General features: G+C 73.2%; 16 protein-coding genes and 1 riboswitch. Of the genes, 5 read left to right on the top strand and 11 right to left on the bottom strand.

All coding sequences use genetic code 11. The features are described from left to right. Positions 1-112 precede the first annotated feature (112 nt). A riboswitch (cobalamin riboswitch) is annotated at positions 113-186 on the bottom strand. Positions 187-447: 261 nt separating this feature from the next. From ACFXGA_RS24030 to ACFXGA_RS24000, 7 genes are all read right to left on the bottom strand, one after another. Further along, positions 448-1,485: a 3-isopropylmalate dehydrogenase gene (locus ACFXGA_RS24030; RefSeq protein WP_073891631.1), complete on the bottom strand. Its 1,038-nt coding sequence runs from the start codon at positions 1,483-1,485 to the stop codon at positions 448-450. 226 nt (positions 1,486-1,711) lie between these two features. Then, complete coding sequence (locus ACFXGA_RS24025) at positions 1,712-5,041, bottom strand: S8 family serine peptidase (protein ID WP_378091264.1); 3,330 nt, start codon at positions 5,039-5,041, stop codon at positions 1,712-1,714. A gap of 267 nt (positions 5,042-5,308) precedes the next feature. Further along, complete coding sequence (serA, locus tag ACFXGA_RS24020) at positions 5,309-6,898, bottom strand: phosphoglycerate dehydrogenase (protein WP_378091262.1); 1,590 nt, start codon at positions 6,896-6,898, stop codon at positions 5,309-5,311. Positions 6,899-7,108: 210 nt separating this feature from the next. Further along, positions 7,109-7,378, bottom strand: a complete 270-nt coding sequence (locus ACFXGA_RS24015) for a DUF397 domain-containing protein (protein WP_378091260.1) — start codon at positions 7,376-7,378, stop codon at positions 7,109-7,111. A 63-nt stretch (positions 7,379-7,441) separates the two neighbouring features. Beyond that, the gene (gene ilvC / locus ACFXGA_RS24010; protein WP_073891639.1) at positions 7,442-8,455 is read right to left on the bottom strand and encodes a ketol-acid reductoisomerase; all 1,014 of its coding nucleotides are present in this window, start codon (positions 8,453-8,455) and stop codon (positions 7,442-7,444) included. A gap of 31 nt (positions 8,456-8,486) precedes the next feature. Then, a complete protein-coding gene (gene ilvN / locus ACFXGA_RS24005; RefSeq protein ID WP_077009444.1) occupies positions 8,487-8,993 on the bottom strand; it encodes an acetolactate synthase small subunit in 507 nt (168 codons plus the stop codon). A gap of 2 nt (positions 8,994-8,995) precedes the next feature. Then, complete coding sequence (locus ACFXGA_RS24000) at positions 8,996-10,834, bottom strand: acetolactate synthase large subunit (RefSeq protein WP_378091257.1); 1,839 nt, start codon at positions 10,832-10,834, stop codon at positions 8,996-8,998. Between the two features lie 286 nt (positions 10,835-11,120). Between ACFXGA_RS24000 and ACFXGA_RS23995 the strand changes: the two genes are divergently transcribed. The 3 genes from ACFXGA_RS23995 (at position 11,121) to ilvD (ending at position 14,182) form a co-directional block, all read left to right on the top strand. Continuing rightward, complete coding sequence (locus tag ACFXGA_RS23995; protein ID WP_378091255.1) at positions 11,121-11,777, top strand: PH domain-containing protein; 657 nt, start codon at positions 11,121-11,123, stop codon at positions 11,775-11,777. Positions 11,778-11,813: 36 nt separating this feature from the next. Further along, positions 11,814-12,257 (top strand): vitamin K epoxide reductase family protein, encoded by a 444-nt coding sequence (locus ACFXGA_RS23990; RefSeq protein WP_378091253.1) that lies wholly within the window; start codon positions 11,814-11,816, stop codon positions 12,255-12,257. 80 nt (positions 12,258-12,337) lie between these two features. After that, positions 12,338-14,182 carry a dihydroxy-acid dehydratase gene (gene ilvD / locus ACFXGA_RS23985; RefSeq protein ID WP_378091251.1) on the top strand — a complete coding sequence of 615 codons (1,845 nt, stop codon included), beginning with the start codon at positions 12,338-12,340 and terminating at the stop codon, positions 14,180-14,182. Positions 14,183-14,305: 123 nt separating this feature from the next. On the opposite strand, the gene ACFXGA_RS23980 is transcribed toward ilvD, so the two are convergent. Both ACFXGA_RS23980 and ACFXGA_RS23975 read right to left on the bottom strand, forming a co-directional pair. After that, a complete protein-coding gene (locus ACFXGA_RS23980; RefSeq protein WP_378091249.1) occupies positions 14,306-15,028 on the bottom strand; it encodes a DoxX family protein in 723 nt (240 codons plus the stop codon). 72 nt (positions 15,029-15,100) lie between these two features. Further along, entirely contained in the window at positions 15,101-16,015 is a 915-nt protein-coding gene (locus ACFXGA_RS23975; RefSeq protein ID WP_378091247.1) for a 2-hydroxyacid dehydrogenase, read from the bottom strand. Positions 16,016-16,045: 30 nt separating this feature from the next. Between ACFXGA_RS23975 and ACFXGA_RS23970 the strand changes: the two genes are divergently transcribed. Continuing rightward, positions 16,046-16,915: an alpha/beta fold hydrolase gene (locus ACFXGA_RS23970; RefSeq protein ID WP_378091245.1), complete on the top strand. Its 870-nt coding sequence runs from the start codon at positions 16,046-16,048 to the stop codon at positions 16,913-16,915. Positions 16,916-16,925: 10 nt separating this feature from the next. Continuing rightward, positions 16,926-18,110, top strand: a complete 1,185-nt coding sequence (locus tag ACFXGA_RS23965) for a PQQ-dependent sugar dehydrogenase (protein WP_378091243.1) — start codon at positions 16,926-16,928, stop codon at positions 18,108-18,110. Positions 18,111-18,114: 4 nt separating this feature from the next. Here the strand turns inward: ACFXGA_RS23965 and ACFXGA_RS23960 are convergent, their stop codons facing one another. After that, a complete protein-coding gene (locus ACFXGA_RS23960) occupies positions 18,115-20,595 on the bottom strand; it encodes a M14 family zinc carboxypeptidase (RefSeq protein ID WP_378091241.1) in 2,481 nt (826 codons plus the stop codon). A 96-nt stretch (positions 20,596-20,691) separates the two neighbouring features. After that, positions 20,692-23,325: a CHAT domain-containing protein gene (locus ACFXGA_RS23955; protein ID WP_378091239.1), complete on the bottom strand. Its 2,634-nt coding sequence runs from the start codon at positions 23,323-23,325 to the stop codon at positions 20,692-20,694. Between the last annotated feature and the right edge of the window lie 150 nt (positions 23,326-23,475).

The following is a 23,475-nucleotide window of genomic DNA, read 5'->3' as shown; positions in this document are numbered from 1 at the left end:
CGGTCGCCTTCCGGACGGGTGGCCCGGAGAGGTCGCCCGCGCCCGCGCGTGGCAGGCCGGCGCACCCGTCCCGCAGACCACGGCAGGAGTGGAGCTTCTTCCCACCGCCCGCGGGTGATCGGGCTCGCCGAGCGTGCGCTCGGCCTACCGTTGCGGGTCAGCGCCGGACTTCGACCGGACTTCCCCCACGGGCGGCACCGGCGACCCTACGGCCCCGGGCACGCCCAGGGCCACCACGACCGCGCCGTGGTGGCCCTGATCACTCCGCGTGTGTCGAACACTCGCGTCCCGTGTGTCGAACGCTCAGGTATGCCGAATTCAACACTCAGGTCGAGCCAGCCAGGTCCTGAGCGTTGAACTCAGGGGTCCTGGAGGTTCGACACTCGGGTCCTGAGCGTTCGACACACGGGTCCGGAAGGTTCGACACACGGGGCCTGGAGGTTCGACTCAGGCGGTGCGGACGTTCGAGGAGACCAGGGCGGCCAGGCGGTCGCCCACGGCGTAGGTCGCGCCCGGCGACGAGTGGTCGCGGGTGGCCAGGTCGAACGCCACCGACGCCTCGATCCGCCGCGCCGCCTCCGACTCGCCCAGGTGGTCCAGCATCAGCGCCACCGACAGCACCGCGGCCGTCGGGTCCGCGATGCCCTGGCCCGCGATGTCCGGCGCGCTGCCGTGCACCGGCTCGAACATGCTCGGGTTGCGCCGCGTCACGTCGAGGTTGCCCGACGCCGCCAGCCCGATCCCGCCCGTCACGGCCGCGGCCAGGTCGGTCAGGATGTCGCCGAACAGGTTGTCGGTCACGATCACGTCGTACCGGCCCGGGTCGGTGACCAGGTGGATCGTCGCCGCGTCCACGTGCTGGTACGCCACCGTCACGTCCGGGTGCTGCAACGACACCTCTTCCACCACCCGCGACCACAACGACCCGGCGTGCGTGAGCACGTTGGTCTTGTGCACGAGCGTGAGGTGCTTGCGCGGCCGGTTCGCGGCCCGCGCGAACGCGTCGCGCACCACCCGCTCCACGCCGAACGACGTGTTGATCGACACCTCGGTCGCGATCTCGTGCGGCGTGTCCTTGCGCAGCAGGCCGCCGTTGCCCGCGTAGAGGCCCTCCGTGCCCTCCCGCACCACCACCATGTCGATCTCCGGCGGGTCGGCGATCGGGCTGCGCACGCCGGGGTAGAGCCGGGCCGGGCGCAGGTTCACGTGGTGGTCGAGCTCGAACCGGAGCCGCAGCAGCAGGCCGCGCTCCAGGATCCCGCTCGGCACCGACGGGTCGCCGACCGCCCCCAGCAGGATCGCGTCGTGCTGGCGGAGCTCGCCGAGCACGGACTCCGGCAGCAACTCACCTGTGGCGTGCCAGCGCGCCGCGCCGAGGTCGTAGCGGGTGATCTCAGCCGCTGGAACGACCTCACCGAGCACCTTCAGGGCCTCGGCGACGACCTCGGGCCCGATCCCGTCCCCTGGGATCACTGCGAGCCGCATCCACACACCTCCCAGGTATCAGTCCCATTGCACGGGACTAGTTTTCGTTGCGAAAGGCTACCGGTCCGAAGCGGTGAAACCGCACTCGGAACACCCCTCCGTGGCCATATCTCCCGGACTGCGGGACACCCGGACGGTTCAGTACCCCCAATCGGGGGTCACCCGATGCGCTTAAACGGCTCTGGCCGGCCGGGGCAGTCCCCGACCGGCCAGAGCGGGCAAGGCGTCAGTCCGCCGAGCGGTTGCCCGACTTGCCCTTGACCTTCACCACGTCCGCCTTGTCACCCGAGGCGTTGTGGTGGTGCAGCACCAGCAGGCTGTCCGCGCCGTCGGCGGCCAGCGCCGCGGCGTCGCGGTTGACCACCAGCGCGGTGCCCGGCCGCGCCTGGTAGGACAGCGCGGCGTCGCCGCCGCCCTGCACCCACAGGCCCGGCTTGAGCGGGTCGAACGAGAGCGCGTTCGGCAGCGAGTCGATGAGGCCGTTGGTCGCGCCCGGCGCGACGTAGAACCCGGCCACGCCGACCTGGTAGCGGATCCGCGACGTGTCCGCCGACGGGTCGATGCCCAACGCCGACAGCAGCACCGGCAGGACCACCACGTTCGTGTCGAACACGTTGGTGTCCACGTCGCCGAACTGGCCGTTCACGCCCTGGAGGTCGACCGTGGCCCCGGTGGCGAGGTCCACCGTCGCCGCGACCAGCAGGTCGGTGTCGGTCAGCTTGGTCGCGTACACCTCGTAGTCGAACGCGCCGTCGCCGTTGGTGTCGATGTCGACGAACGGGATGGTGTTGTTGCCGAGGTTGTACCAGTTGCCCCAGGTCGCGAGCCCGAACGCGAGCACCGCGTCCTCCGGCGACCCCTGCGCCTTGGCCAGCGGCGCGGTCGACGTGACGCCGACGTACCGCAGGTCACCGCCCTTGGCGGTGTCGTTGAGCACGCAGTTGGTGGTCACGTTGCGGCGGCACTCCGGCAGCCTCGGCGAGGACGCCTGCAGCTCCAGCACGCTCACCAGCGACTGGTACGCGCCCTGGTTGAGGCCCCGGCCGGTCAGGTTCAGCACGCCCTGGCCCGAGCCCGCGACCTTGACGTTGTTCGGCACGGCGATGTCCGCGACCGGCTTCGGCGAGGAGTGCACCGGCACCCGCAGCGCGACCGACGCGCCCGACTTCGGCGTCAGCACGACCCGGCCCGACGCGTCGGCCAGGAACTGGCGCGGCACGTCGAGGTGGTTGGCCTCGACCGTCGGGTCGACGGTCTTGCGCAGCGCCTTCGGGTCGTCGATCACCAGCGAGACGGCCACCCGGGCGATGCCGCGCGGGCTGACCCGCACGCTGCCCGTGGACAGCTCGTAGCGCACGCCGGGGATCTGCGTCAGCGCCTCGTAGCCCACGGTGTAGTCGACCCACTTGGTGGACTTGTTGACCACCTTGATGGTCTTGGTGAGCCGGACCGGACCGGACACCTCGACCGTGCCGAACGACGCGGACACCGCGCCCGGGTCGTCCTGCACGTAGGCGAGCACCTGGTTCTCGACCGCGGCCTTGCCGTCGACGCGGCCCGCGCCGACGCGGTTGGGCGCGTAGGTCTTGCCGTTGGCCTTCACGTCGTGGCCCGCGGTGTTCATGACCGCGGCCTTGACCTCTTCCGGCTTCCAGTCCGGGTGGACCTGGCGCACCAGGGCCGCGATGCCGGTCACGTGCGGCGCGGCCATGGAGGTGCCGGAGTTGACCATCGTCTTGTCCCCCGAGCCGACCAGCGCCGAGGCGATGGTGTCACCGGGCGCGGCCACGTCCGGCTTCACGGCCGGGCCGCGCACGCCGCGCGAGGTGAACGAGCTGGGCGTGTCGCTGATCGACGCGTCGAACGTGGGCAGCGAGGTGCGCAGGTCGCCCGCCTGCCGGACCACCAGCGTGCCCGCGGCCAGCGCCGGGCGCAGCGCCGCGGTGGCCGAGCCGGTGAACTGGAAGACCGGAATCGAGGCGTTGCCCGAGATGCCCGCGTTGAAGTGCTCCAGCTGCGAGGTGAACACCGCGCCGACCGCGCCGGCGGCGGTGGCGTTGTTGGTCCGGCCGACCGAGCCGCAGCGACGCGTGGCGTCGTTGTCGTCCCACTCCAGCCACACCATCTTGCCCGCGACGGCGGCCTTGTCGGCGGCCGAGAACGGCAGGCAGCCGTCCTTGTTGGCGGCGTCGCCCAAGGCCACGACGGGCGCGGTGACGTCCAGGCCCTCGTAGTCGAACGCCACGCTGTACTGGCCGGGCTTGCGGCCCGCGGCGCCGGCCGGGGCGGTCACCTCGACCGCGTCGCGCAGCACGTAGGAGTCGCGGACGCTGGCCACGGTCAGCGCCTCGGGGGTGCTGCCCGGCGAGCCGCCGATGTCGTACAGGTCGCCGCCGTTGCCCGCGGAGAACACCGTGAGCACGCCGGAGGCGTTGAGCTTGCGCACGAACAGGCTGTCGGGGTCGTCCGGCGCGCCGTAGTCCGAGCCGAGCGACAGGTTGACCACGTCGAGGTGGTCGGTGAAGTCGCCGTCGCCGTCGGGGTCGAGCGCCCAGTCCAGCGCCTGCGCGGTGACGTTGGTCGAACCGTCGCAGCCGAACACCTTCAGCGCGTACAGCAGGGCCTTCGGCGCGGTGCCGGGGCCGATGCGCATCCCGTCCAGCGCCTCGGGCGTGAGCTTGGTGTAGTCGCCGGTGAACGTGGAGCCGTCGGCGTTGACGCCGAAGCCCGCCGCGGTGCCGGCGACGTGCGAGCCGTGGCCGTTGCAGTCGAGCGGGTTCGGGTCGGGCTTCGGCGTGTTCAGCGCCGGGTCGTCGCTGCCGCCGTCGTAGGCGTTGCCGACGAAGTCGTAGCCGCCGACCACCTTGGCGGTCGGGAAGTACGACGGGTCCACCTTGGTCTCGTCGATGGCCTTGAACGCCTCGATGGTGCCGGGGCCCGCGAAGTCGCTGTGGGTGTAGTCGATGCCCGTGTCGATGATGCCGATGCGGACGTCGTCACCGAGCTTGCCGTACTCCTGCCACGCCTTGAGCGTGTTCGTCAGCTGCACGGCGGTGGAGTTCTGGCGGGTCTTCGGCACCACGGTGCGCACGGACTTCACGTCCGGGCGCTGGGCCAGCTCGCGCACCTTGGCGGCGTCGGCCTGGACCACCACACCGGGCACGCCGTTGGCGGTCCGGTACAGCTCCTTCGTGGCCGAGTCCTTGCCCTTCAGCGCGCCCACGACCTGGTCGGCGACCCGGCCGGTGTCCTTCCTGCTCGCCTTGGCGGCGTCCTTGGCCTGCTGCTTGCTGCCGCCCTGGCCGGTCTTCTCGGCGAACGCGTCGACGGCCGGCTTGGCCTCCAGCTCCACGAACGCGGTGACCTTGCCCTGCGCGGCGGACAGCCGGTCGGACACCTTCAACTGCAACTTGCCGGCGTCCAGCCCGCGCGCGTTCGCGACGGACGGCGCCAGCGGATCTTCCGCGGCCAGCGCGGTACCGGCGGTGGACCCGGCGACGAGGATCGCCGCCAGCACCGGTACGGCGGATCTGGCGACAACGCGAGATCGGCTCACAACGTGCCCCAAGCGAGGTCGGATTCGACCGGGCAGGCAGCGTCGTCATCCAGCTGAGGGCACTGCCCGCGTGGTGCCGTGCCCTCTACGGCACCGGGTCAACCTCGTGGGAGGGAACCTAATCGCTCAATCGAGCTGATCAGTTAGCCCGAACGAGTGATGGCAACCACAGTTTTGACAACTAACGGTTAAGTGTGACACCGCCGGGACCTGCGGCGATATACATCGGCAGGTCCCGGCGGCATTAGTCCGATTCGGGGACTTGGATCAGTCGAAGTTGACCGAGCGCACCGTGCGCGCGCCGACGGCCGCGCCGATCGGGTCGAGCACCGCGGTGTCCACCGGGCGGTCCACCCGCAGCAGCATGAACGCGTCCGCGCCGTCCTTGGTCTGGCTGATCTGGGCGGCCTCGACGTTCACGCCCGCCTCGCCGAGCAGGGTGCCGACGGTGCCCATCACGCCCGGCCGGTCCGGGTACTCCAGCAGCAGCACGTTGCCCTCGGCGCGCAGGTCGAAGCCCCGGCCGTTGACGCCGACCAGCTTCTGCACCTGGTCCAGGCCCGTGAGCGTGCCCGACACGGTGATCACCGCGCCGTCGGCCTGCACCGCGCGCACCGTGACCAGGCTGCGGTGGTTGGCGCTCTCCGGCTCCTTGACCAGGTCGACCGTCACGCCGAGCGAGTTCGCGAGCGCCGGCGCGTTGACGAAGGTGACCTGCTCCTCGACCACGCTGGAGAACACGCCGCGCAGCGCGGCCAGCGGCAGCACCGAGACGTCCTCCGTGGACAGCTCGCCGCGCACCTCGACGGTGACCGCGGTCGGGGCCTTGGCGCTCAGCGCGGCGACGACCGTGCCCAGCTTCTGCACCAGCGGCAGGTACGGGCGGACCTCCTCGCCGACCACGCCGCCGCCCTGCACGTTCACCGCGTCCGGCACGAAGTCGCCCGCCAGCGCGAGCAGCACCGACTTGGCCACGTCCGTGCCCGCCCGGTCCTGCGCCTCCGTCGTGGACGCGCCCAGGTGCGGGGTGACGACCACGTTCGGCAGCCCGAACAGCGGGCTCTCGGTGGTGGGCTCGGTGGAGAACACGTCGATGCCCGCGCCGCCGACCTGGCCCTCCTTCACCGCCTCGGCCAGCGCCTCCTCGTCCACCAGGCCGCCGCGGGCGGCGTTCACGATGATCACGCCGCGCTTGGCCTTGGCGAGCTGCTCCGCGCCGATCAGGCCCTTGGTCTCCGGGGTCTTCGGCAGGTGGATCGAGATGAAGTCGGACCGCTCCAGCAGCTCCTCTAGGGTCACCAGCTCGATGCCGAGCTGCGCGGCGCGGGCGGCGCTGACGTACGGGTCGTACGCGATGAGCGTGGTGCCGAAGGCGGCGATGCGCGCGGCGAAGAGCTGGCCGATCTTGCCCAGGCCGACCACGCCGACGGTCTTGCCCTGCACCTCGACGCCGTTGAACTTGCTGCGCTTCCACTCGTGGTTCTGCAGCGTGGCGTGCGCGGCGGGGATCTGGCGGGCGGTGGCCAGCAGCAGGGCGACCGCGTGCTCGGCGGCGCTGACGATGTTCGAGGTGGGCGCGTTGACCACCATCACGCCGCGCTCGGTGGCGGCGGGCACCTCGACGTTGTCCAGCCCGACGCCCGCGCGGGCGACGACCTTGAGCTTGGTGGTGGCCTTGAGGACCTCGGCGTCGACCTTCGTGGCGGAGCGGACCAGGAGGGCGTCGGCGTCGGCGACGGCTTCGAGCAGCGCGGGACGGTCGGTGCCGTCGACGTGGCGCACCTCGATGCCGTCACCGAAGACGTCGAGAACGGACGGTGCGAGCTTCTCGGCGATCAGGACAACGGGCTTGGTCACGGACGTCGCTCCCGGTGATGTGAACGGGTGGGGAGCGCGGGGCCGTCGAGCAGGTCGTCACCCGCGCCGGCCGGCCACGGCAATGTGTCCGGGTTGTTAACGAGCATAGTCAGCGCCCACCGGGCGTCCGACACCCGGGTGCCCCGTTTCACCTGCTGGAACACGGTACGGGCGTCCTGCGAGGACGCTCCGCCGACCGACCGCGGCGGGTCACCAGGGCTCGTCGAACTCGCCGTCCTTGACGCCGAGGATGAACGCCTCCCACTCGGCCGGCGTGAAGACCAGGACCGGGCCCTCCGGGTGGGCCGAGTTGCGCATCGCCGTGTACGTCACGCCGTCGGTGTGCTCGACGAACGCGATCTCGACGTGCTCCTCTTCCTCCTCCGCGCCCTCGTCGCTGCGGATCCACTCCGCTGTGCTGAGGTCGAGGTTGCCCCGGACGTGGGCCTTGTCGTCGTAGATGGGCGCGCTGTCGGTCATGGGGCCTAGGTATACCGGGGCCCGCGGTCGAAACCGCGGGCCCCGGAGAAAAACCGCCTGATCTTACGCCGTTTCGGTGATGGGGCGGTCGACCCAGGACATGAGGCCGCGCAGCTTCTTGCCGACCTCCTCGATCGGGTGCTGCTCGCCCTCCTGCTGCAACTTCTTGTAGTTGCCGCGGCCGGCGTCGTCCTCGTTCACCCACTCGGTGGCGAACGTGCCGTCCTGGATCTCGCCCAGGATCTTGCGCATCTCCTCCTTGACGGCGGGCGTCACCACGCGCGGGCCGCGGGTGAGGTCGCCGTACTCGGCGGTGTCGGAGATCGAGTAGCGCATCCGCGCGATGCCGCCCTCGTACATGAGGTCCACGATGAGCTTCAGCTCGTGCAGGCACTCGAAGTAGGCGACCTCGGGCGCGTAACCGGCCTCGGTCAGCACCTCGAAACCGGCCTGGACCAGCGCCGACGCGCCACCGCAGAGCACCGCCTGCTCACCGAACAGGTCGGTCTCGGTCTCCTCCTTGAACGTCGTCTTGATGACGCCCGCCCGGGTGCCGCCGATGCCCTTGGCGTAGGACAGCGCGAGCGCCTGGGCGTTGCCGGAGGCGTCCTGCTCGACCGCGATCAGCGCGGGCACGCCCTTGCCGTCGACGAACTGGCGGCGCACCAGGTGGCCCGGCCCCTTCGGCGCGACCATCGCCACGTCCACATTGGACGGGACGGTGATCAGGCCGTAGCGGATGTTGAAGCCGTGGCCGAAGAAGACCGCGTCGCCGTCCTTCAGGTTCGGCGCGATGTCGTTGGCGTAGATGTGCCGCTGCGCGGTGTCCGGCGCCAGGATCATGATCAGGTCGGCCTCGGCGGAGACCTCGGCGGGGGTGCCGACCGGCAGGCCCTCCTCCTCGGCCTTGGCGCGGGACTTCGAGCCCTCGGGGAGGCCGATCCGGACGTCGACGCCGGAGTCGCGCAGGCTCAGCGCGTGGGCGTGGCCCTGGCTGCCGTAGCCGATGACCGCGACCTTGCGCCCCTGGATGATGCTCAGGTCGGCATCGTCGTCGTAGAAGATCTCGACGCTCACTGGTGGTACTTCCTTCCTCGGAACTGGAAAATCAGCGCACCGCGGTCGCGGTGATGGAGCGGGCGCCACGGCCGATGGCGACCATGCCGGACTGGACGATCTCGCGGAGCCCGTAGGGCTCCAGCATCCGCAGCAGCGCGTCGAGCTTCTCAGACGTGCCGGTGGCCTCGACGGTGACCGCCTCCGGGGAGACGTCGACGACCTTCGCGCGGAAGAGCTGCACCGTCTCAAGCACCTGGCTGCGCACCGTGGCGTCGGCGCGCACCTTGACGAGCAGGAGCTGCCGCTGGACCGACGCGGCGGGCTCCAGCTCCACGATCTTGATGACGTTGATGAGCTTGTTGAGCTGCTTGGTCACCTGCTCCAGCGGCAGCTCCTCGACCGACACCACGATGGTCATCCGGGAGATGTCCGGGTGCTCGGTGCGGCCGACGGCCAGCGACTCGATGTTGAACCCGCGCCGCGAGAACAGGCCCGCCACTCGCGCGAGGACACCGGGCTTGTCCTCGACCAGAACGCTCAGGGTGTGCCTCGTCATCGTCACTCGTCCTCGTCGAACAGCGGGCGGATGCCCCGCGCGGCCATGATCTCGCTGTTGCCCGTGCCGGCCGCCACCATGGGCCACACCTGGGCGTCCTTGCCGACCACGAAGTCGATCACGACGGGTCGGTCGTTGATCTCCATGGCCTGCCGGATGACCGCGTCGACCTCCTCGCGCGACTCGGCCCGCAGGCCGGCGCAGCCCATGGCCTCGGCGAGCAGCTTGAAGTCGGGGATGCGGTGCTTGTGGGTGCCCAGGTCGGTGCTGGAGTAGCGCTCGCCGTAGAACAGGGTCTGCCACTGGCGGACCATGCCCAGGTTGCCGTTGTTGATGACCGCGACCTTGATCGGGATGCCCTCGATGGCGCAGGTGGCCAGCTCCTGGTTGGTCATCTGGAAGCAGCCGTCGCCGTCGATCGCCCAGACCTGGACGTCCGGCACGCCGGCCTTGGCCCCCATCGCGGCGGGCACCGCGAAGCCCATCGTGCCGAGGCCACCGGAGTTGATCCAGGTGCGCGGCCGCTCGTACTTCACGAACTGGGCCGCCCACATCTGGTGCTGGCCGACGCCCGCGGTGAACAGCGTGTCCGCCGGGGTCAGCGCGCCGATCCGCTCGATGACGTACTGGGGCGACAGCGTGCCGTCCTCGGGCCAGTCGTAGCCCAGCGGGAACGTCTCGCGCAGCGCGTCGAGCTGGTCCCACCAGGGGGTCAGGTCCACCGTGCGGGAGGCGTTCTCCTTCTCCGCCCGGACCGCCTCGACCAGCTCGCTGATGATCTCCTTGCAGTCGCCCACGATCGGGACGTCCGCGCGGCGGTTCTTGGAGATCTCCGCCGGGTCGATGTCGGCGTGCACGACCTGCGCGTCCGGCGCGAACGTGGACAGCTGGCCGGTGACCCGGTCGTCGAACCGCGCGCCCAGGGCGATCAGCAGGTCCGACTTCTGCATCGCGGCGACCGCGGCGACGGTGCCGTGCATGCCCGGCATGCCCAGGTGCTGCGGGTGGGAGTCGGGGAACGCGCCGCGGGCCATCAGCGTGGTGACGACCGGGATGCGGGTGGACTCGGCCAGCGCCAGCAGCTCGGCCGACGCCTCGGCCTTGATCACGCCGCCGCCGACGTAGAGGACCGGGCGGCGGGCCGCGGCGATCAGCTTCGCGGCCTCGCGCACCTGCTTGCCGTGCGGCCGGGTCGTCGGCCGGTAACCGGGCAGGCGCAGCTCGGGCGGCCAGGAGAACGAGGTCATCTCCTGGAGCACGTCCTTGGGGATGTCGACCAGGACCGGGCCGGGTCGGCCCGTCGAGGCCAGGTGGAACGCCTCGGCGATCGCGCGCGGGATGTCCGCGGCGTCGGTGATGAGGAAGTTGTGCTTGGTGATCGGCATCGTGATGCCGCAGATGTCGGCTTCCTGGAACGCGTCGGTGCCGATCAGCGGGCGGGTCTGCTGGCCGGTGATGGCGACCACCGGCACGGAGTCCATGTTGGCGTCCGCGAGCGGCGTGACCAGGTTCGTCGCGCCCGGGCCCGACGTGGCCATGCACACACCGACCTTGCCGGTGGCCTGGGCGTACCCGGTCGCGGCGTGGCCCGCGCCCTGCTCGTGGCGGACCAGGACGTGCCGGACCTTGGTGGAGTCGAGGAGGGGGTCGTAGGCAGGCAGGATGGTCCCGCCGGGGATGCCGAACACCACCTCGCAGCCCACTGCCTCGAGCGAGCGGACGAGGGACTGGGCACCGGTCACGCGGACGGGGGCGCCGCTCGGCGGGGCCGGTTTCGGCCGCGGTCCAGGGCGGGGCGACGACGACTCTCCGGGAGCCGGTCGCGAGGTTGCGCTGGTCATCTGTCTGCCTCGTGGGTAAGGAGAATGCACGGTCCGGGCACGAAAAAACCCTCGCCAACCCGAACGGGTCGCACGAGGGTCGCGCGTCGACGCAAGCTCGAATGCCTAGGCGTCGACGCGCCTGGGAAGTACGAGAACGAGGTTGCGCTGCATGGCGCTGACGTTAACCGTCAAGGCGGGGAGCGTCAACTGTGCGGGACGGCACTCCCGGATCGTGGAAGCCCCCACGTGGGTGGACGCGGCCCGGAGTCACCCGCTCGGACGAGGAGGTGGCAGCATCTGCGGGGTGCTGCCGAAAGTCGTGTTCCGCCTCCCCGCCCCCGCGCTGCTCGCCGCCGGCCTCGCCGCGATCTGCGCCACGCCGTTCGCGTTCGCCGCGCCCGGCCTGCAGGCCGTCTACCTGCTGCCGGTGGGTTTCGCGGTGTGGGTGTTGCGCAACCGGACCGCGGTGGACCCCGAGCGGATCGTGGCGCGCTCGACGTTCGGGCGGCGCGAGGTGGCCTGGTCGGACGTGAAGGCGATCAAGGTGGCGGAGCGGGGCTGGCTGAGCGTCGTGCTGGCGGACGACTCGCTGGTCCGGCTGCCCGCCGTCCGGGCCGGTCACCTGCCCACGCTGGCCGCGGTGAGCGGTGGCCGGGTGGCCGACCCGAACGCCGGGGCCGACGCCGGGCACGAGACCGACGACGCCGGCCACGCGGAGCCGGACAACGCGGAGCCGGACAACCCCGAAGCGGGCAATGCCGAACCGGACACCGCCGAGCACGACACCGCCGAGCACGACACCGCCGAGCACGACACCGCGAAGCGCGGGACCGCGGAGGCCGACGCCGCGGAGCGCGACGCGACGAAGCCCGGGACCGGGGAAGCCGGGACCGACGCCGCCCGGAATGCCGGGAACGCCGGGACGGGCGGGGCCGGGGGAACCGACCCGTCCCGGGCCTGACCGGGACGCAACGCCGACCTCCGTAGAGTCCGGGGAGTGAGTTCGAACACGCGGACCGCCGGCTGGGTGCCGGTCGTCAGCCTGGTGCTGGCCGTCGCGGGCCTGGCCGTCTCGGCCTACCTCACGGTCGCGCACTACACCGCGGGCGCGCTGCTGTGCGCCGAGGGCGAGGTGCTCGACTGCGGCACGGTCACCACCAGCCCCCAGTCCGAGCTGTTCGGCGTGCCGGTGGCGGTCCTCGGCCTGGCGTTCTACGCGTTCCTGACCGTCATCTGCCTGCCGTTCGCCTGGCGGAACGAGACCCTGCACTGGACCCGGCTGATGGCGATCGGCCTCGGCGTGCTGTTCGTGGTGTACCTGGTCGCCGCCGAGTTCCTGCTGATCGGGAAGATCTGCCCCTGGTGCACGGCCGTGCACGTCATCACGCTCGCGCTCGCCGCCGTGCTGGTCACCGGCGCGCTGCGGCGGAGTAACCTCTGAGGCACCGCTCCCACCTCCCGCGCCCCCACACCCCGCGCGCGTCGTTCGCGAATTCCCTGGCAAAGACTTCTGGAGGAGCCGTGCCACCGCTCCGTTCCCGCACCACCACCCACGGCCGCAACGCCGCGGGGGCCCGCGCGCTCTGGCGCGCGACCGGCATGACCGACGGCGACTTCGGCAAGCCCATCGTGGCCATCGCCAACTCGTACACGCAGTTCGTGCCGGGGCACGTGCACCTGCGCGACCTCGGGGACATCGTGGCCGAGGCGATCCGCGAGGCGGGCGGCGTGCCGCGCGAGTTCCACACCATCGCGGTGGACGACGGCATCGCGATGGGGCACAGCGGGATGCTGTACTCGCTGCCGTCGCGGGAGATCATCGCCGACTCGGTCGAGTACATGGTCAACGCGCACCAGGCCGACGCGATCGTGTGCATCTCCAACTGCGACAAGATCACGCCCGGCATGCTCAACGCGGCGATGCGGCTCAACATCCCGGTCGTGTTCGTCTCCGGCGGACCGATGGAGGCGGGCAAGGCGGTCGTGGTGGACGGCGTCGCCGTCGCGCCGACCGACCTGATCACGGCCATCTCCGCGTCGGCCTCGCCGGACGTGGACGACGCCGGGCTGGCCGAGGTCGAGCGGTCGGCGTGCCCGACCTGCGGGTCGTGCTCGGGCATGTTCACCGCGAACTCGATGAACTGCCTCACCGAGGCGCTGGGCCTGGCGCTGCCGGGCAACGGCTCCACGCTGGCCACGCACTCCGCGCGCCGCGAGCTGTTCGCCGAGGCCGGCCGGACGATCGTGGACCTGTGCAAGCGGTACTACGAGCAGGACGACGAGTCGGTGCTGCCGCGCTCGATCGCGAACCGCAAGGCGTTCGAGAACGCCATGGCGCTGGACATGGCGATGGGCGGCTCCACGAACACGGTGCTGCACATCCTCGCCGCCGCGCAGGAGGGCGAGGTCGACTTCACGCTGGCCGACATCGACGCGCTGAGCAGGCGGGTGCCGTGCCTGTCGAAGGTGTCGCCGAACTCGGACTACCACATGGAGGACGTCCACCGGGCGGGCGGCATCCCGGCGCTGCTGGGCGAGCTGTGGCGGGCCGGGCTGCTCAACGAGGACGTGCACACCGTGCACAGCCCGGACGTCGCCTCGTGGCTCGGCGAGTGGGACATCCGCGCCGAGTCGCCGTCGCAGCGGGCGATCGAGCTGTTCCACGCCGCGCCGGGCGGTGTGCGCACCACCGAGGCGTTCTCCACGTCGAACCGGTGGTCGAAGCTGGACACGGACGCGGTGGGCGGCTGCATCCGGGACGTCGAGCACGCCTACACCAAGGACGGCGGCCTGGCCGTGCTGCACGGCAACCTGGCCGAGCGCGGCGCGGTCATCAAGGCGGCGGGCATCGACGAGGAGCTGTGGCACTTCGAGGGCCCGGCCCGGGTGGTGGAGTCCCAGGAGGAGGCCGTCTCGGCGATCCTGAAGAAGGAGATCCAGCCGGGCGACGTCCTCGTGGTCCGCTACGAGGGCCCCGCGGGCGGTCCCGGCATGCAGGAGATGCTGCACCCGACCGCGTTCCTCAAGGGCGCGGGCCTGGGCCGCAAGTGCGCGCTGATCACCGACGGCCGGTTCTCCGGCGGCACGTCGGGCCTGTCGATCGGCCACGTCTCGCCGGAGGCGGCGGGCGGCGGCGTGATCGGCCTGGTCCAGGACGGCGACCGGATCCTCATCGACGTGCACGAGCGGCGGCTGGAGCTGCTGGTGGACGACGAGGTGCTGGCCGAGCGGCGGGCGAAGATGGAGGCGTCGGAGCGGCCCTGGCAGCCGGTCGAGCGGCAGCGGCCGGTGACCGCGGCGCTGCGCGCCTACGCCCGGATGGCGACCGACGCGTCCACGGGCGCGGTGCGGGACGTCACCAGGTAGCGGATCGCGGAGGACCGGCCGGCGGCGTCCGTCGGCCGGTCCTCGCCGGCGGAGAGCATCGCCGCGGGCCGAGACCCGCTGGTTCACCGCGCCTGCGGCGGCCGTCGCGGCGGAGCACCGGGGTCAGCGGAAGACGTACAGGGTCGCCGCGGTCGCGCCCGCCGCGAGCACCAGGCAGATGAGGCCCGCCGTGAGCGGGTGGCGGAACCAGCTGCGGTTGCGGTCGAGGGCGGCCCGGCCGGGGCCCGCGAACAGCGCCGCGAACGCCATGGCCGCGTACGCCACCTCCAGCTCCACGCCGTCCGGCGCGAAGAAGCCGCCCCGGTACTTGAGCGCGATGACGTTGGCCATCACGCCGAGCACGCCGGCCGCCGCCAGGGGCGTGAACAGGCCGAGGACCAGCAGCGCGCCGCCGCCCAGCTCGGTCACGCCGGTGACCCAGGCCAGGATCCGCGCCTCGCGGAAGCCGGCGGACTCCAGGTACCGGGTGAAGCCGTCGATGCCGGGCCCGCCGAACAGGCCGAACACCTTCTGCAGGCCGTGCGCGACGAACGCGCCGCCCAGCGCGAGGCGCAGCACCAGCAGGCCGAGGTCGGCGCTCCCGGTCCAGCCGAACGGCCTGCGCTCGTCCTCGAAGTCGTCGTGGTGGGAGGGCCGTTCGAAGTCCGCCACCGGCGTGTAGCCGGTGGTGTCGAAGCTCTTGGTGTCCTGGCCGAACGCGTCGCCGTCGATCGCCCGCGTGCCGTCGTCGAAGTGGTGCACTCCTCCGCCCACGCCACTCGTCGAGTAGTACCCGTCGTCGGAGTAGCCGCCCGAAGCCCTCGAGCGGTCGTCGTGAGTAGCCACGCACCCGCACGTTAGGAGGTTCGGCCGACGTCCGCGAGCGTCCGTTTCGCGGCGTCGGTTCACCCGAACGGGCTAATACTCGCCCTTGACCAGGTTCGCCGGCAGCTCACCGCGGGCGAACCGGGCGACCTCGGCGGCCACCACGGCGTACGCCCGCTCGGCGTGGCCCGTGCAGCTGCCGGCCACGTGCGGCGTGAGGAACAGGCCCGGAGCCGTCCACAGTGGATGGTCCGGCGACAGCGGCTCGGGGTCGGTCACGTCCAGCGCCGCGCGCAGCCGCCCCGACGTCAGCTCGGCCAGCAGCGCGTCGGTGTCCACCACCGCGCCCCGGGCCGCGTTGACCAGGATCGCGCCGTCCTTCATGCGCGAGAGGAACTCGGCGTCCACCATCCCGGTGGTCTCCTCGGTCAGCGGCACGACGACCAGCACCGCGTCGAAGTCGCCCAGCAGCTCGGGCAGCTCCGCCACGCCGTGCACACCGGGGCGCGCGGTGCGGCCGACCAGGGTCGCGGTCGCGTCGAACGGCTCCAGCCGGCGGCGGAACTGCTCGCCCAGGTCGCCCGCGCCCACCACGAGCACCTTCTTGCCCTGCAGCGTGTCGGTGACGTGGTAGTCCCAGCGCCGCTCCTGCCTGGCCCGCTCGAACACCGGGAAGTCGCGGTAGATCGCGAGCAGCGCGCCGATCGCCCACTCGGCCGTGCTGCCGCCGTGCGCGCCGCGGCACGTCGACAGCATCACCCCTTCGGGCACGATCCCGATGAACCGCTCAGCACCCGCCGACAGCAGCTGCACCAGCTTCAGCGACGGCAGCCGGGCGAACACCTCCCGCGGGTCGTCGCCCAGCAGGAACTTGGGCACCAGCACCTCGGCCCGCGCGGCCTCGGCGGGCAGCGGCTGCCCCGGCTCGTAGCGGACCGGTCGCACACCCTCCACGTCGGACAGCACGCGGACACCCAGGTCGTCGGGGACCAGCACGGTAAGGCTCACGGGACCGCACGTTACGGCACACTGGCCGCCATGCGGGAGCACGACGTCTTCTCCGCGGACGGCACGCGGATCAGGTTGTGGCGCACCGACGCGGAAGGGCCGGACGTGCTGCTCAGCCCCGGGCTCGGCGCGGTGCCCTCGGTGTGGCCGGAGCTGCCGTGCGCGCGGGTGCACAGCTGGTACCACCGCGGCACGCTGGACTCCGACCGCCCCGCCGACCCCGGCCGCATCGAGCTGGCCGACCACGTCGCGGACGCGCTGGCCGTGCTGGACGACGGCGGCATCGAGCGGTGCGTGGTGATGGGCTGGTCGATGGGCGTGACGGTGGCGGCGGCGCTGGCGCTGCGGCACCCCGACCGGGTCAGCGGGCTGATGCTGGTCGCGGGCGCGCCCGGCGACACGTTCGCGGGCGTGCTGGGCGTGCCGGGCGTGCCGCCGGCGGTGCGGCGGCTGATCGGGGTGGGCGGGGCGACGGCGTTGAAGGCGGCGGGGCCGCTGCTGGACGCCGTGCTGCACCGCGTGCCGGTGCCGGACGTCGGCGGGCCGCTGGTGCGGTCGGTGCGCCGGTACCTCCAGCACGACTGGCGCTGGTACTTCACCCTGGCCCTGGCCCTGGGCCGCACGCCCCGGCTCGACCTGGCCGGCGTGACCTGCCCCACAACGGTGCTGGCGGGCCGGTACGACCCGCTGGCCGCCACCGACGGGGTGCTCGGCGCGGTGGCGGCGTTGCCGCAGGCGCGGGTGCGGGTGCTGCCGAACACGCACTTCCTGCCGCTGGAGGACCCGCGGGTGGTGGTGGACGAGCTGGAACTGCTGCTGGACCGGGCCGAGGCGGTGCGCCGCGCCGTGCACGAGGACGTGGAAGGGCCGCTCACCCCGCGTTCACGGCCGCGCGCCTAACCTGGAGCGCGTGTCACGACTGCGTGGAGTGCTGATCGGGTCCGCCCTCGGCCTGCTGGCCGCGGGCTGCGCGAGCTTCCCCGAGCAGCCGTCGCCGGCCGGGTGGAGCGCGGCCCAGCAGTTGACGCCGCAGGCCGGGCCGGTGCCCGAGCTGCCGGGCGAGCTGCCCAAGGGGCCCGCGCAGGGCCAGCAGCCCGGCCAGCCGCCCGCGTCCGTGCCACCGCCCCAGGGCTGCAAGGACTTCAACCCCGCCGTGGTCGGCACGTGCCTGGCCCCGATCTCCGGGGTGGCGTTGACCGACGTCAACCAGACCACCGGCGCGGTGACCGCGCTGGCGACCGAGCGCACCACCGGGCGGCTGCTCAGGGTGACCAAGGACGTGGACCCGGCCGAGGTGGCGCGGTTCGAGGTCGACGCGGCGGGCGACGGCGGGCTCACCGGCCTCGCGCTGTCCCCCACCTACGCCGAGGACCAGCTCGTCTACGTGTATGTGACCACGGCGACCGACAACCGGGTGATGCGGCTCGCGCCCGGTGACGTGCCGAAACCGGTGCTCACCGGCATCCCGAAGGGGCCGAGCGGCAACCGGGGCGCGCTCGCGCACGACCGCACCGGCGCGCTGCTGGTGGCGACCGGCGACGCGGGCAACCCCGCGGCGGCGGCCGACCCGAACTCGCTGGCCGGCAAGGTGCTGCGGATCGACGGCGCGGGCCAGCCGGCGCGCGGCAACCCGACCGCGGGCTCGCGGGTGGTGGCGAGCGGGCTCCGGTCGCCGGGCGGGCTGTGCGTGTCCGGCGACGGCGCGAAGGCGTGGGTGACCGACGCGGGCGCGACCGCGGACCTGCTGTACCGCCTGGAGGCGGGCAAGCCGCTGGGCGACCCGGCGTGGTCGTGGCCCGAGCGGCCGGGGGTCGGCGGCTGCGCGTCGTTCTCGAACATGGTGTCGGTGGCCACCGCCAACAGCCCCGGCATGCTCAACCTGTCGATGAACCCGGACGGCAGCTTCTCCGGCAAGCCGGAGGTCAGCCTGGACGGGTCCGAGGGCTTCGGCCGGCTCGGCCCGATGGTGATGCTGGACGACACGACCGCCCTGGTCGGCACGGTCAACAAGGCCCCGGGCGGCACGCCGGTGTCCAGCGACGACCGCGTGGTGATCGTCGTGCGGCAGGGCAACGAGGTCGGCAGCAAGGACTGACCCGTCACGGGCCGGCCGCGGTGCCGTAGATGGCGTCCGCGACCTGCCGGTACAGGCCCTTCGGGTGGTCGCGGAACAGCGGTTCGGTGCCGAACAGCACGGCTCGCGCGCCCTTCGGCGACGTGCCCGACACGACCGCCGCCTGACCGGCCGCCTCCTGCCGCCCGCCGGACCCGTCGGGCCGCGCGGCCCAGTGCCCGGCGACCAGGTCCTGGTACCGCTGCCGGGCGGCCACCCCCGGGCCGAGGTCGGTGAACCAGTGCGGCGCGTACACGAACGAGTGGTCGACCACGCCCGCCGCGTCCACGACCGAGACGACCCCGTTGGCGTCCTCGCGGCCCGCGACCGCCCGCACCGGCAGCACGCCCGCGTCGGCGTTGAACCGCGCGCCGGTCGCGCCGCGGGTCACCACGCCGCCGCGGGTGAGGAACGCGTCCACGGCGGCCCTGGCCGGCGCGCCGAGCAGGTCGTACCGCAGCCCGGACGACACGAGCAGCACGTCGACGCCGGACAGGTCGAACCCGCGGTCGAGCGCCTCCGTCGACACGGGCCGCACGTCGAAGCCCATCTCGCGCAGCGCCTTCAGCTCGTCGGCCGCCACCGCGCCGGCCACCACGGGCCGCCGCAACGGCGCGCCGCCGGGCCGGGCCGCGGTGAACCGCACGCCGTACCGGTCCGCCACCTCCTCGACCGCCGGTCGCGCCGCCGCCGGCGCCACGATCGTGCCGTCGTCCTGCCGGCGCAGCTCCAGCCCGCGCCCGAGCAGGTCGTTCACCGCCGCCGCGTCCTTGCCGTCGAGGAGCGCCAGCGCCAGGTCGGCGCCCGCCGGAGCCCGCACCCCGCCCGTGGGTGAGGCCGCGACCACGTCGCGCCCGCGCACGTCCACCGGGCCGTCGGGCACCACGTCGACCGAGGCGCCCCACAGCAGCCGGTGGCTCCAGCCGCTGATGTCGTACATGACGTCGACCGCGTCGGAGAGGTCCCGGCCGGCCTCCAGCATCACGTTCGCCAACGCCCGCTTGGGCTGGCGCAGGTCCACCACGTACGACCCGGCCGGGTAGGACCGGTCGCCCAGCGTGAAGGGCCGGTCGGCCCGCTTCACCCGGACGTCGTGCGCGACCAGGTGGTCGACCAGGCGCGCCGCCGCGGGGGCGGACCGCTGCCCGTCCCCCGCCGGGATGACGTACGCGCTCGGGAACCGCGTGGTGTAGCGGTCCTCGGGGCCGAAGCCGGGCACGAAGCCGTCCGGCAGCTCGCGCAGCGGCTCGCCCGCCAGGCCCCGGCGGAACAGCTCGATCTGGTTCGCCAGCAGCGATGCGCGGTTCTCCGCCACGTACGCCAGGGCGCTGCGGATCGTCGCCTCGACCACGTCCGTGTTGACCGCCGAACGCCGCCGCAGCTCGGTCACCGGCTGCGTCGTGTACTCGCCCCGGTTCACCCGCAGGGGGATCTCGATCGTGTAGGCCACCGCGCCGTGGTACATCGAGTACTGGGCGGTGTAGATCGGGGCCCAGCCGTCCCACACGCCCGGCTCGTAGTCCCGGAACGGGATCTCCGGCGCGGCCGTCTCGGGGTGGCCCAGCGCCCGCACGGCGGCCTCCATGCGCAGCGCGTTCGCGTAGCCGTGCCGCAGGTAGAGGTCGAAGTCGTAGTTCTGGCCGTGCGGCGGGGTGGTCGGCTCGATCAGCGTGTTGGCCACGTACCCGTGCTCGTCGAGCACGAGCAGCGGCTGGAGGCGCTTGACCACGTCCCGCATGGCCCGCGACTCGGGCTGCGAGGAGGTGACGAAGTCGCGGTTGAGGTCGAAGCCGCGCGCGTTGGCCCGGGTGCCGGCCACCCGGCCGTCCGGGTTCGCGGTCAGGTTCACGTGCACCCGGTGGCGGCTCAGGAACTCGCGCGTGGCGTCGTCGTCGGCCAGCGCGAGGTCCTCGATCACCCGCAGCGCGCCGTCCGTGCCCTCCCACTCGTCGCCGTGGATGTTGGCGTTGATCCACACCGGGGCCTTGTAGCCGCCGCGGAGGAAGAGGTCGCGGGCGGCCGACGCGGGGTCGTTCTCGATCTCCTCGCGCCACGCGTCCTGCCGCCGGCTCTGCGCGGGGCTCTCCGGCGCGGTCAGCGTGACCAGGTAGAGGTCCCGGCCGGCGGACGAGCGGCCGACGACCTCGACCGACACCCGGTCGCTGCGGCGTTGCAGCTCGTTCAGGCGAGGGGCGAGCGAGTGGTACGGCGCGAGCCCGAGCTTGATCGACCGGTCGGACCGGTCCTCGGGGTAGACGCGCAGCCGCGTGCGGCGCGGGTAGCCGGTGTGCGCGTCGGGCCGGTTGTCGCCGCGCGCGGTGGCGGCGAGCGGCAGCGCGTCGACGGCGGCGACCTGGTTGCGCTCCGGGCCGTTGCCCGGTTCGTGGGACCGCCCGGCGGCCGGCGCGGCGGTCGCCGGGGTCGTCATCGTGGCCAGCAACAGCACCGTGAGCGAGAACCAGCGCACCGGACCCCCTGGGGTTGATCGCCGAAGGAACTCCTCCACCCTGGGTAGTGGGTCCGCGCGATCCCGGTCAACCGGTCGAACGGCTGGTAGGCGGGGTCACCCCGAACCCAGGCACACGAACGGGCGACGCATCGGGTCGACCGCGACCGCCTCGGCCAGCGCCACCGCCGGTGACGCGCCGGCCGCCAGGATGCGGTGGAAGTCGGCCATGGCCGCCGCCGCGGGCTCGTCGCCGACCCGGCTGGACGCGGCGATCACCGTCCGCGCGCCGGCGGCCAGCAGCGCGCCGGCGAACCCCAGCGGCTCGTCGCCGGGCCGCACCCGGTTCAGCGCCAGCTCGCACGCGGCCAGCACGACCTGCCGCGGCGGCCGGCGCACCCGGCCGACCTCGTGCGCGAACAGCGCGCCGTCCACCAGCTCCAGCCGGGAGAACAGCGCGTTCTCCGGCTCGTGCTCGCCGTGCGCGGCGATGTGCGCCAGCTCGACGCCGTCCAACGCCTCCAGCACCGCGCCGACCCTGGCCTCGGCGACGTTGAGCAGCTTCGCGTCGGCGTGGTAGCCGGCGAGCCGGTCGATCTCGGCCTGCGCGGCCTGCAACCCCGGTCCCCGCACCAGCAGCACGCCCTCGGCGGGCTCCCGCGCCTCGCGGGTCGCCGACACCCACGCGGTCGCCGACGGCACGGCGGTCGTCGGCCGCTGCACGCACGTCGGCAGCACGCCCCACGGCACCACGTACAGCGCGCCGGTCGGCACCACGACCAGCTCCCGGTCGCCGATCATCGGCGCGAGCGGGCGCAGGAGCTGCCGGTCCAGCTTCTCCGCCTCGCGGCGCGCCGACGCGGAGATCACCTGCGCGAGCCCCGCCGGCAGGTGGTCGGGGGCGATCGCGTTCAGGTCGGCGTGCAGGCGGCGCGCGCCCTCGGTGACGGCGGCGGCCGACCCGAGGCGCACCATGCGCACCCGGTCGCCGGCCAGGACCACGGCCACCACCTCGTCACCGGACACCGCGAAGCTCACCATCGCCCGCCCGTCCAGCCGGGCCAGCACCTCCTCCGGCCGGACGACGGGGCGCGGCGTGCCCCAGGGGCTCGCGCTCCAGCCCATCCGGGTGGCGGCACGCTGGCTCGCCCGCAGCCGCTCCTCCAGCTCGGCGGTCGGCAGCCCGTCCAGGCGGGCGCGCAGCAGGGCGCGGCTGAGCCGGCGCACGTCGGCGATCCGCTCGCCCAGCTCCGTGTCCACAGTGGACTCGGCCGGGTCGTACCGGTAGAGCTGGGCCCTGGTGCGCTCCAGCCAGGTGAACAGGCGCTTGGCGTTGGCCGTCGAGTCGCGGCCGCGCAGCACCAGCCGCACGGCGAGTTCGCCCAGCTCACGGCCGTGCACGGCGGTGCCCGACACCAGTTCCAGCCCGCCCAGCCGGTCCCGCATCCGGCCCAGCTCCGCGAGGCCCGCCTTGGCCTGCGCCAACGCCACCCGCTCGTTGCCGCGGGCCAGCGCCAGCTCCGCGCGGCACAGCCGCAGCAGCATCCGGTGGTCGATCGGCGCGATCCGGCGGCGCGACTTCGGCACGCCGCGCAGCAGCTCCGCGCCGCGGTCCGGGTCGCCGCGCCGGATCTCCAGCCGGGCCGCCAGCACCCGCGCGAACACGGACTGGTCGGCGAGCTTGAGCGCGGACAGCTCGGCGGACAGCTCCAGCGCCCGGCGCACCACCGCCCCGCCCGTCCGCCGCGACCCGCGCACGCGGGCCACGTCCACCCGCAGCGCGATCAGCCCCGCGACCGCCGCCCACGCCGGGCTGCCGCGCCGCACGAGCTTGCGCTGCGCCGAGACCGCGGTCCGCCGGGCCAGCACCAGGTCGCCGTCCTGCAACGCCGCCGCGGCGCGGAACAGCTCCGCCTCGGCCACGTCCTGCCCGATGCGCTGGCGACGCAGGTCCGGCAGCACCTCGTCCAGCAGCCGGCCCGCCTCGTCGGCCAGGCCGACGCTGATCATCGCCTCGGCCTGGTCGATGCGCAGCCGCAGCAGCAGGCCCGGCTCCAGCTCCTGGAACGCCCGGTTGGCCTCGTGGTAGTGCCGCAGCGCGGACGGGATGTCGCCCGCGCGCTGCACCGCGTTGCCCAGCGCGTGCTTGGCGATCGCGGCGCGCAGCGGCAGGTCGTGCGCGTCGGCCAGCTCGACCGCGCGGTTGAGGTCGCGGACGGCCTTGTCGTGCCGGTGCACCTCGCCGTGCGCGTTGCCGCGGTTGGACAGCGCGAGCGCGAGCAGGTCGACGGACTCGGGGTCGGCGTGCGCGGCGAGCCGCCGCTCGCTGCGCTCGATCTCCCGGTCGAGCTGGGCGATGCCCTCGTCGATGCGGCCCACCCGGCACAGCAGGGCGGCCCGGTTGAGGTTCACCAGCGTGGACAGGTGCGCCCGCAACGCCTCGTCGCGCAGCCCGGCCAGCTCGGAGTCGACGCCCGCGAGCTGGGTCAGGCCGTCGTCGACCTTGCCGGTCTCGGCGAGGCAGAACGCCAGCGTGTTGCGCAGCCGGGTGCGGACCTCCAGCCGTTCCTGCGGGTCGATGCCCGGGGTCTCCAGCAGCGCGAGGCCCTCGCGCATCTGCCGGATGGCGGACGGGTGCCGGTCCGCCGTGGCCGCCTCCAGCGCGCTGCGGTGCAGTTGCCGGGCCAGGCTGACCGCCTGCCCCGGTCCGGGGGCGCCGCGACGTCCGCGACCAGGGTTTTTCGCAGGCACGCTCATATGAGATCACAGGGAACAAGGGGATGGGGCCCGCCCCCCGGCCCCCGCCCCCCCCACACCACACACCCCCCCCGCCCCCCCCCGGGCCGCGGGGCGGGCGCCCCGCCCCCCCCCCCCGGGGGGGGGGGGGGGGGGGGGCCCCCC

It is taken from the genome of Actinosynnema sp. NPDC059335, from assembly GCF_042752395.1.
In the GTDB taxonomy this organism is placed as follows: Bacteria; Actinomycetota; Actinomycetes; order Mycobacteriales; family Pseudonocardiaceae; genus Actinosynnema.
The sequence above is the reverse complement of the archived record's forward strand: the minus strand, read 5'-3'. Positions and strand labels throughout refer to the sequence as shown.

What these genes read in the sequence shown, in the direction of transcription:
- ACFXGA_RS24030 (WP_073891631.1), bottom strand. Translation starts at nt 1,485, where the DNA reads ATGCGGCTCGCAGTGATCCCAGGGGACGGGATCGGGCCCGAGGTCGTC.
- ACFXGA_RS24015 (WP_378091260.1), bottom strand. Translation starts at nt 7,378, where the DNA reads ATGACCGACAGCGCGCCCATCTACGACGACAAGGCCCACGTCCGGGGC.
- ilvN (WP_077009444.1), bottom strand. Translation starts at nt 8,993, where the DNA reads ATGACGAGGCACACCCTGAGCGTTCTGGTCGAGGACAAGCCCGGTGTC.
- ACFXGA_RS24000 (WP_378091257.1), bottom strand. Translation starts at nt 10,834, where the DNA reads ATGACCAGCGCAACCTCGCGACCGGCTCCCGGAGAGTCGTCGTCGCCC.
- ACFXGA_RS23970 (WP_378091245.1), top strand. Translation starts at nt 16,046, where the DNA reads ATGCGGGAGCACGACGTCTTCTCCGCGGACGGCACGCGGATCAGGTTG.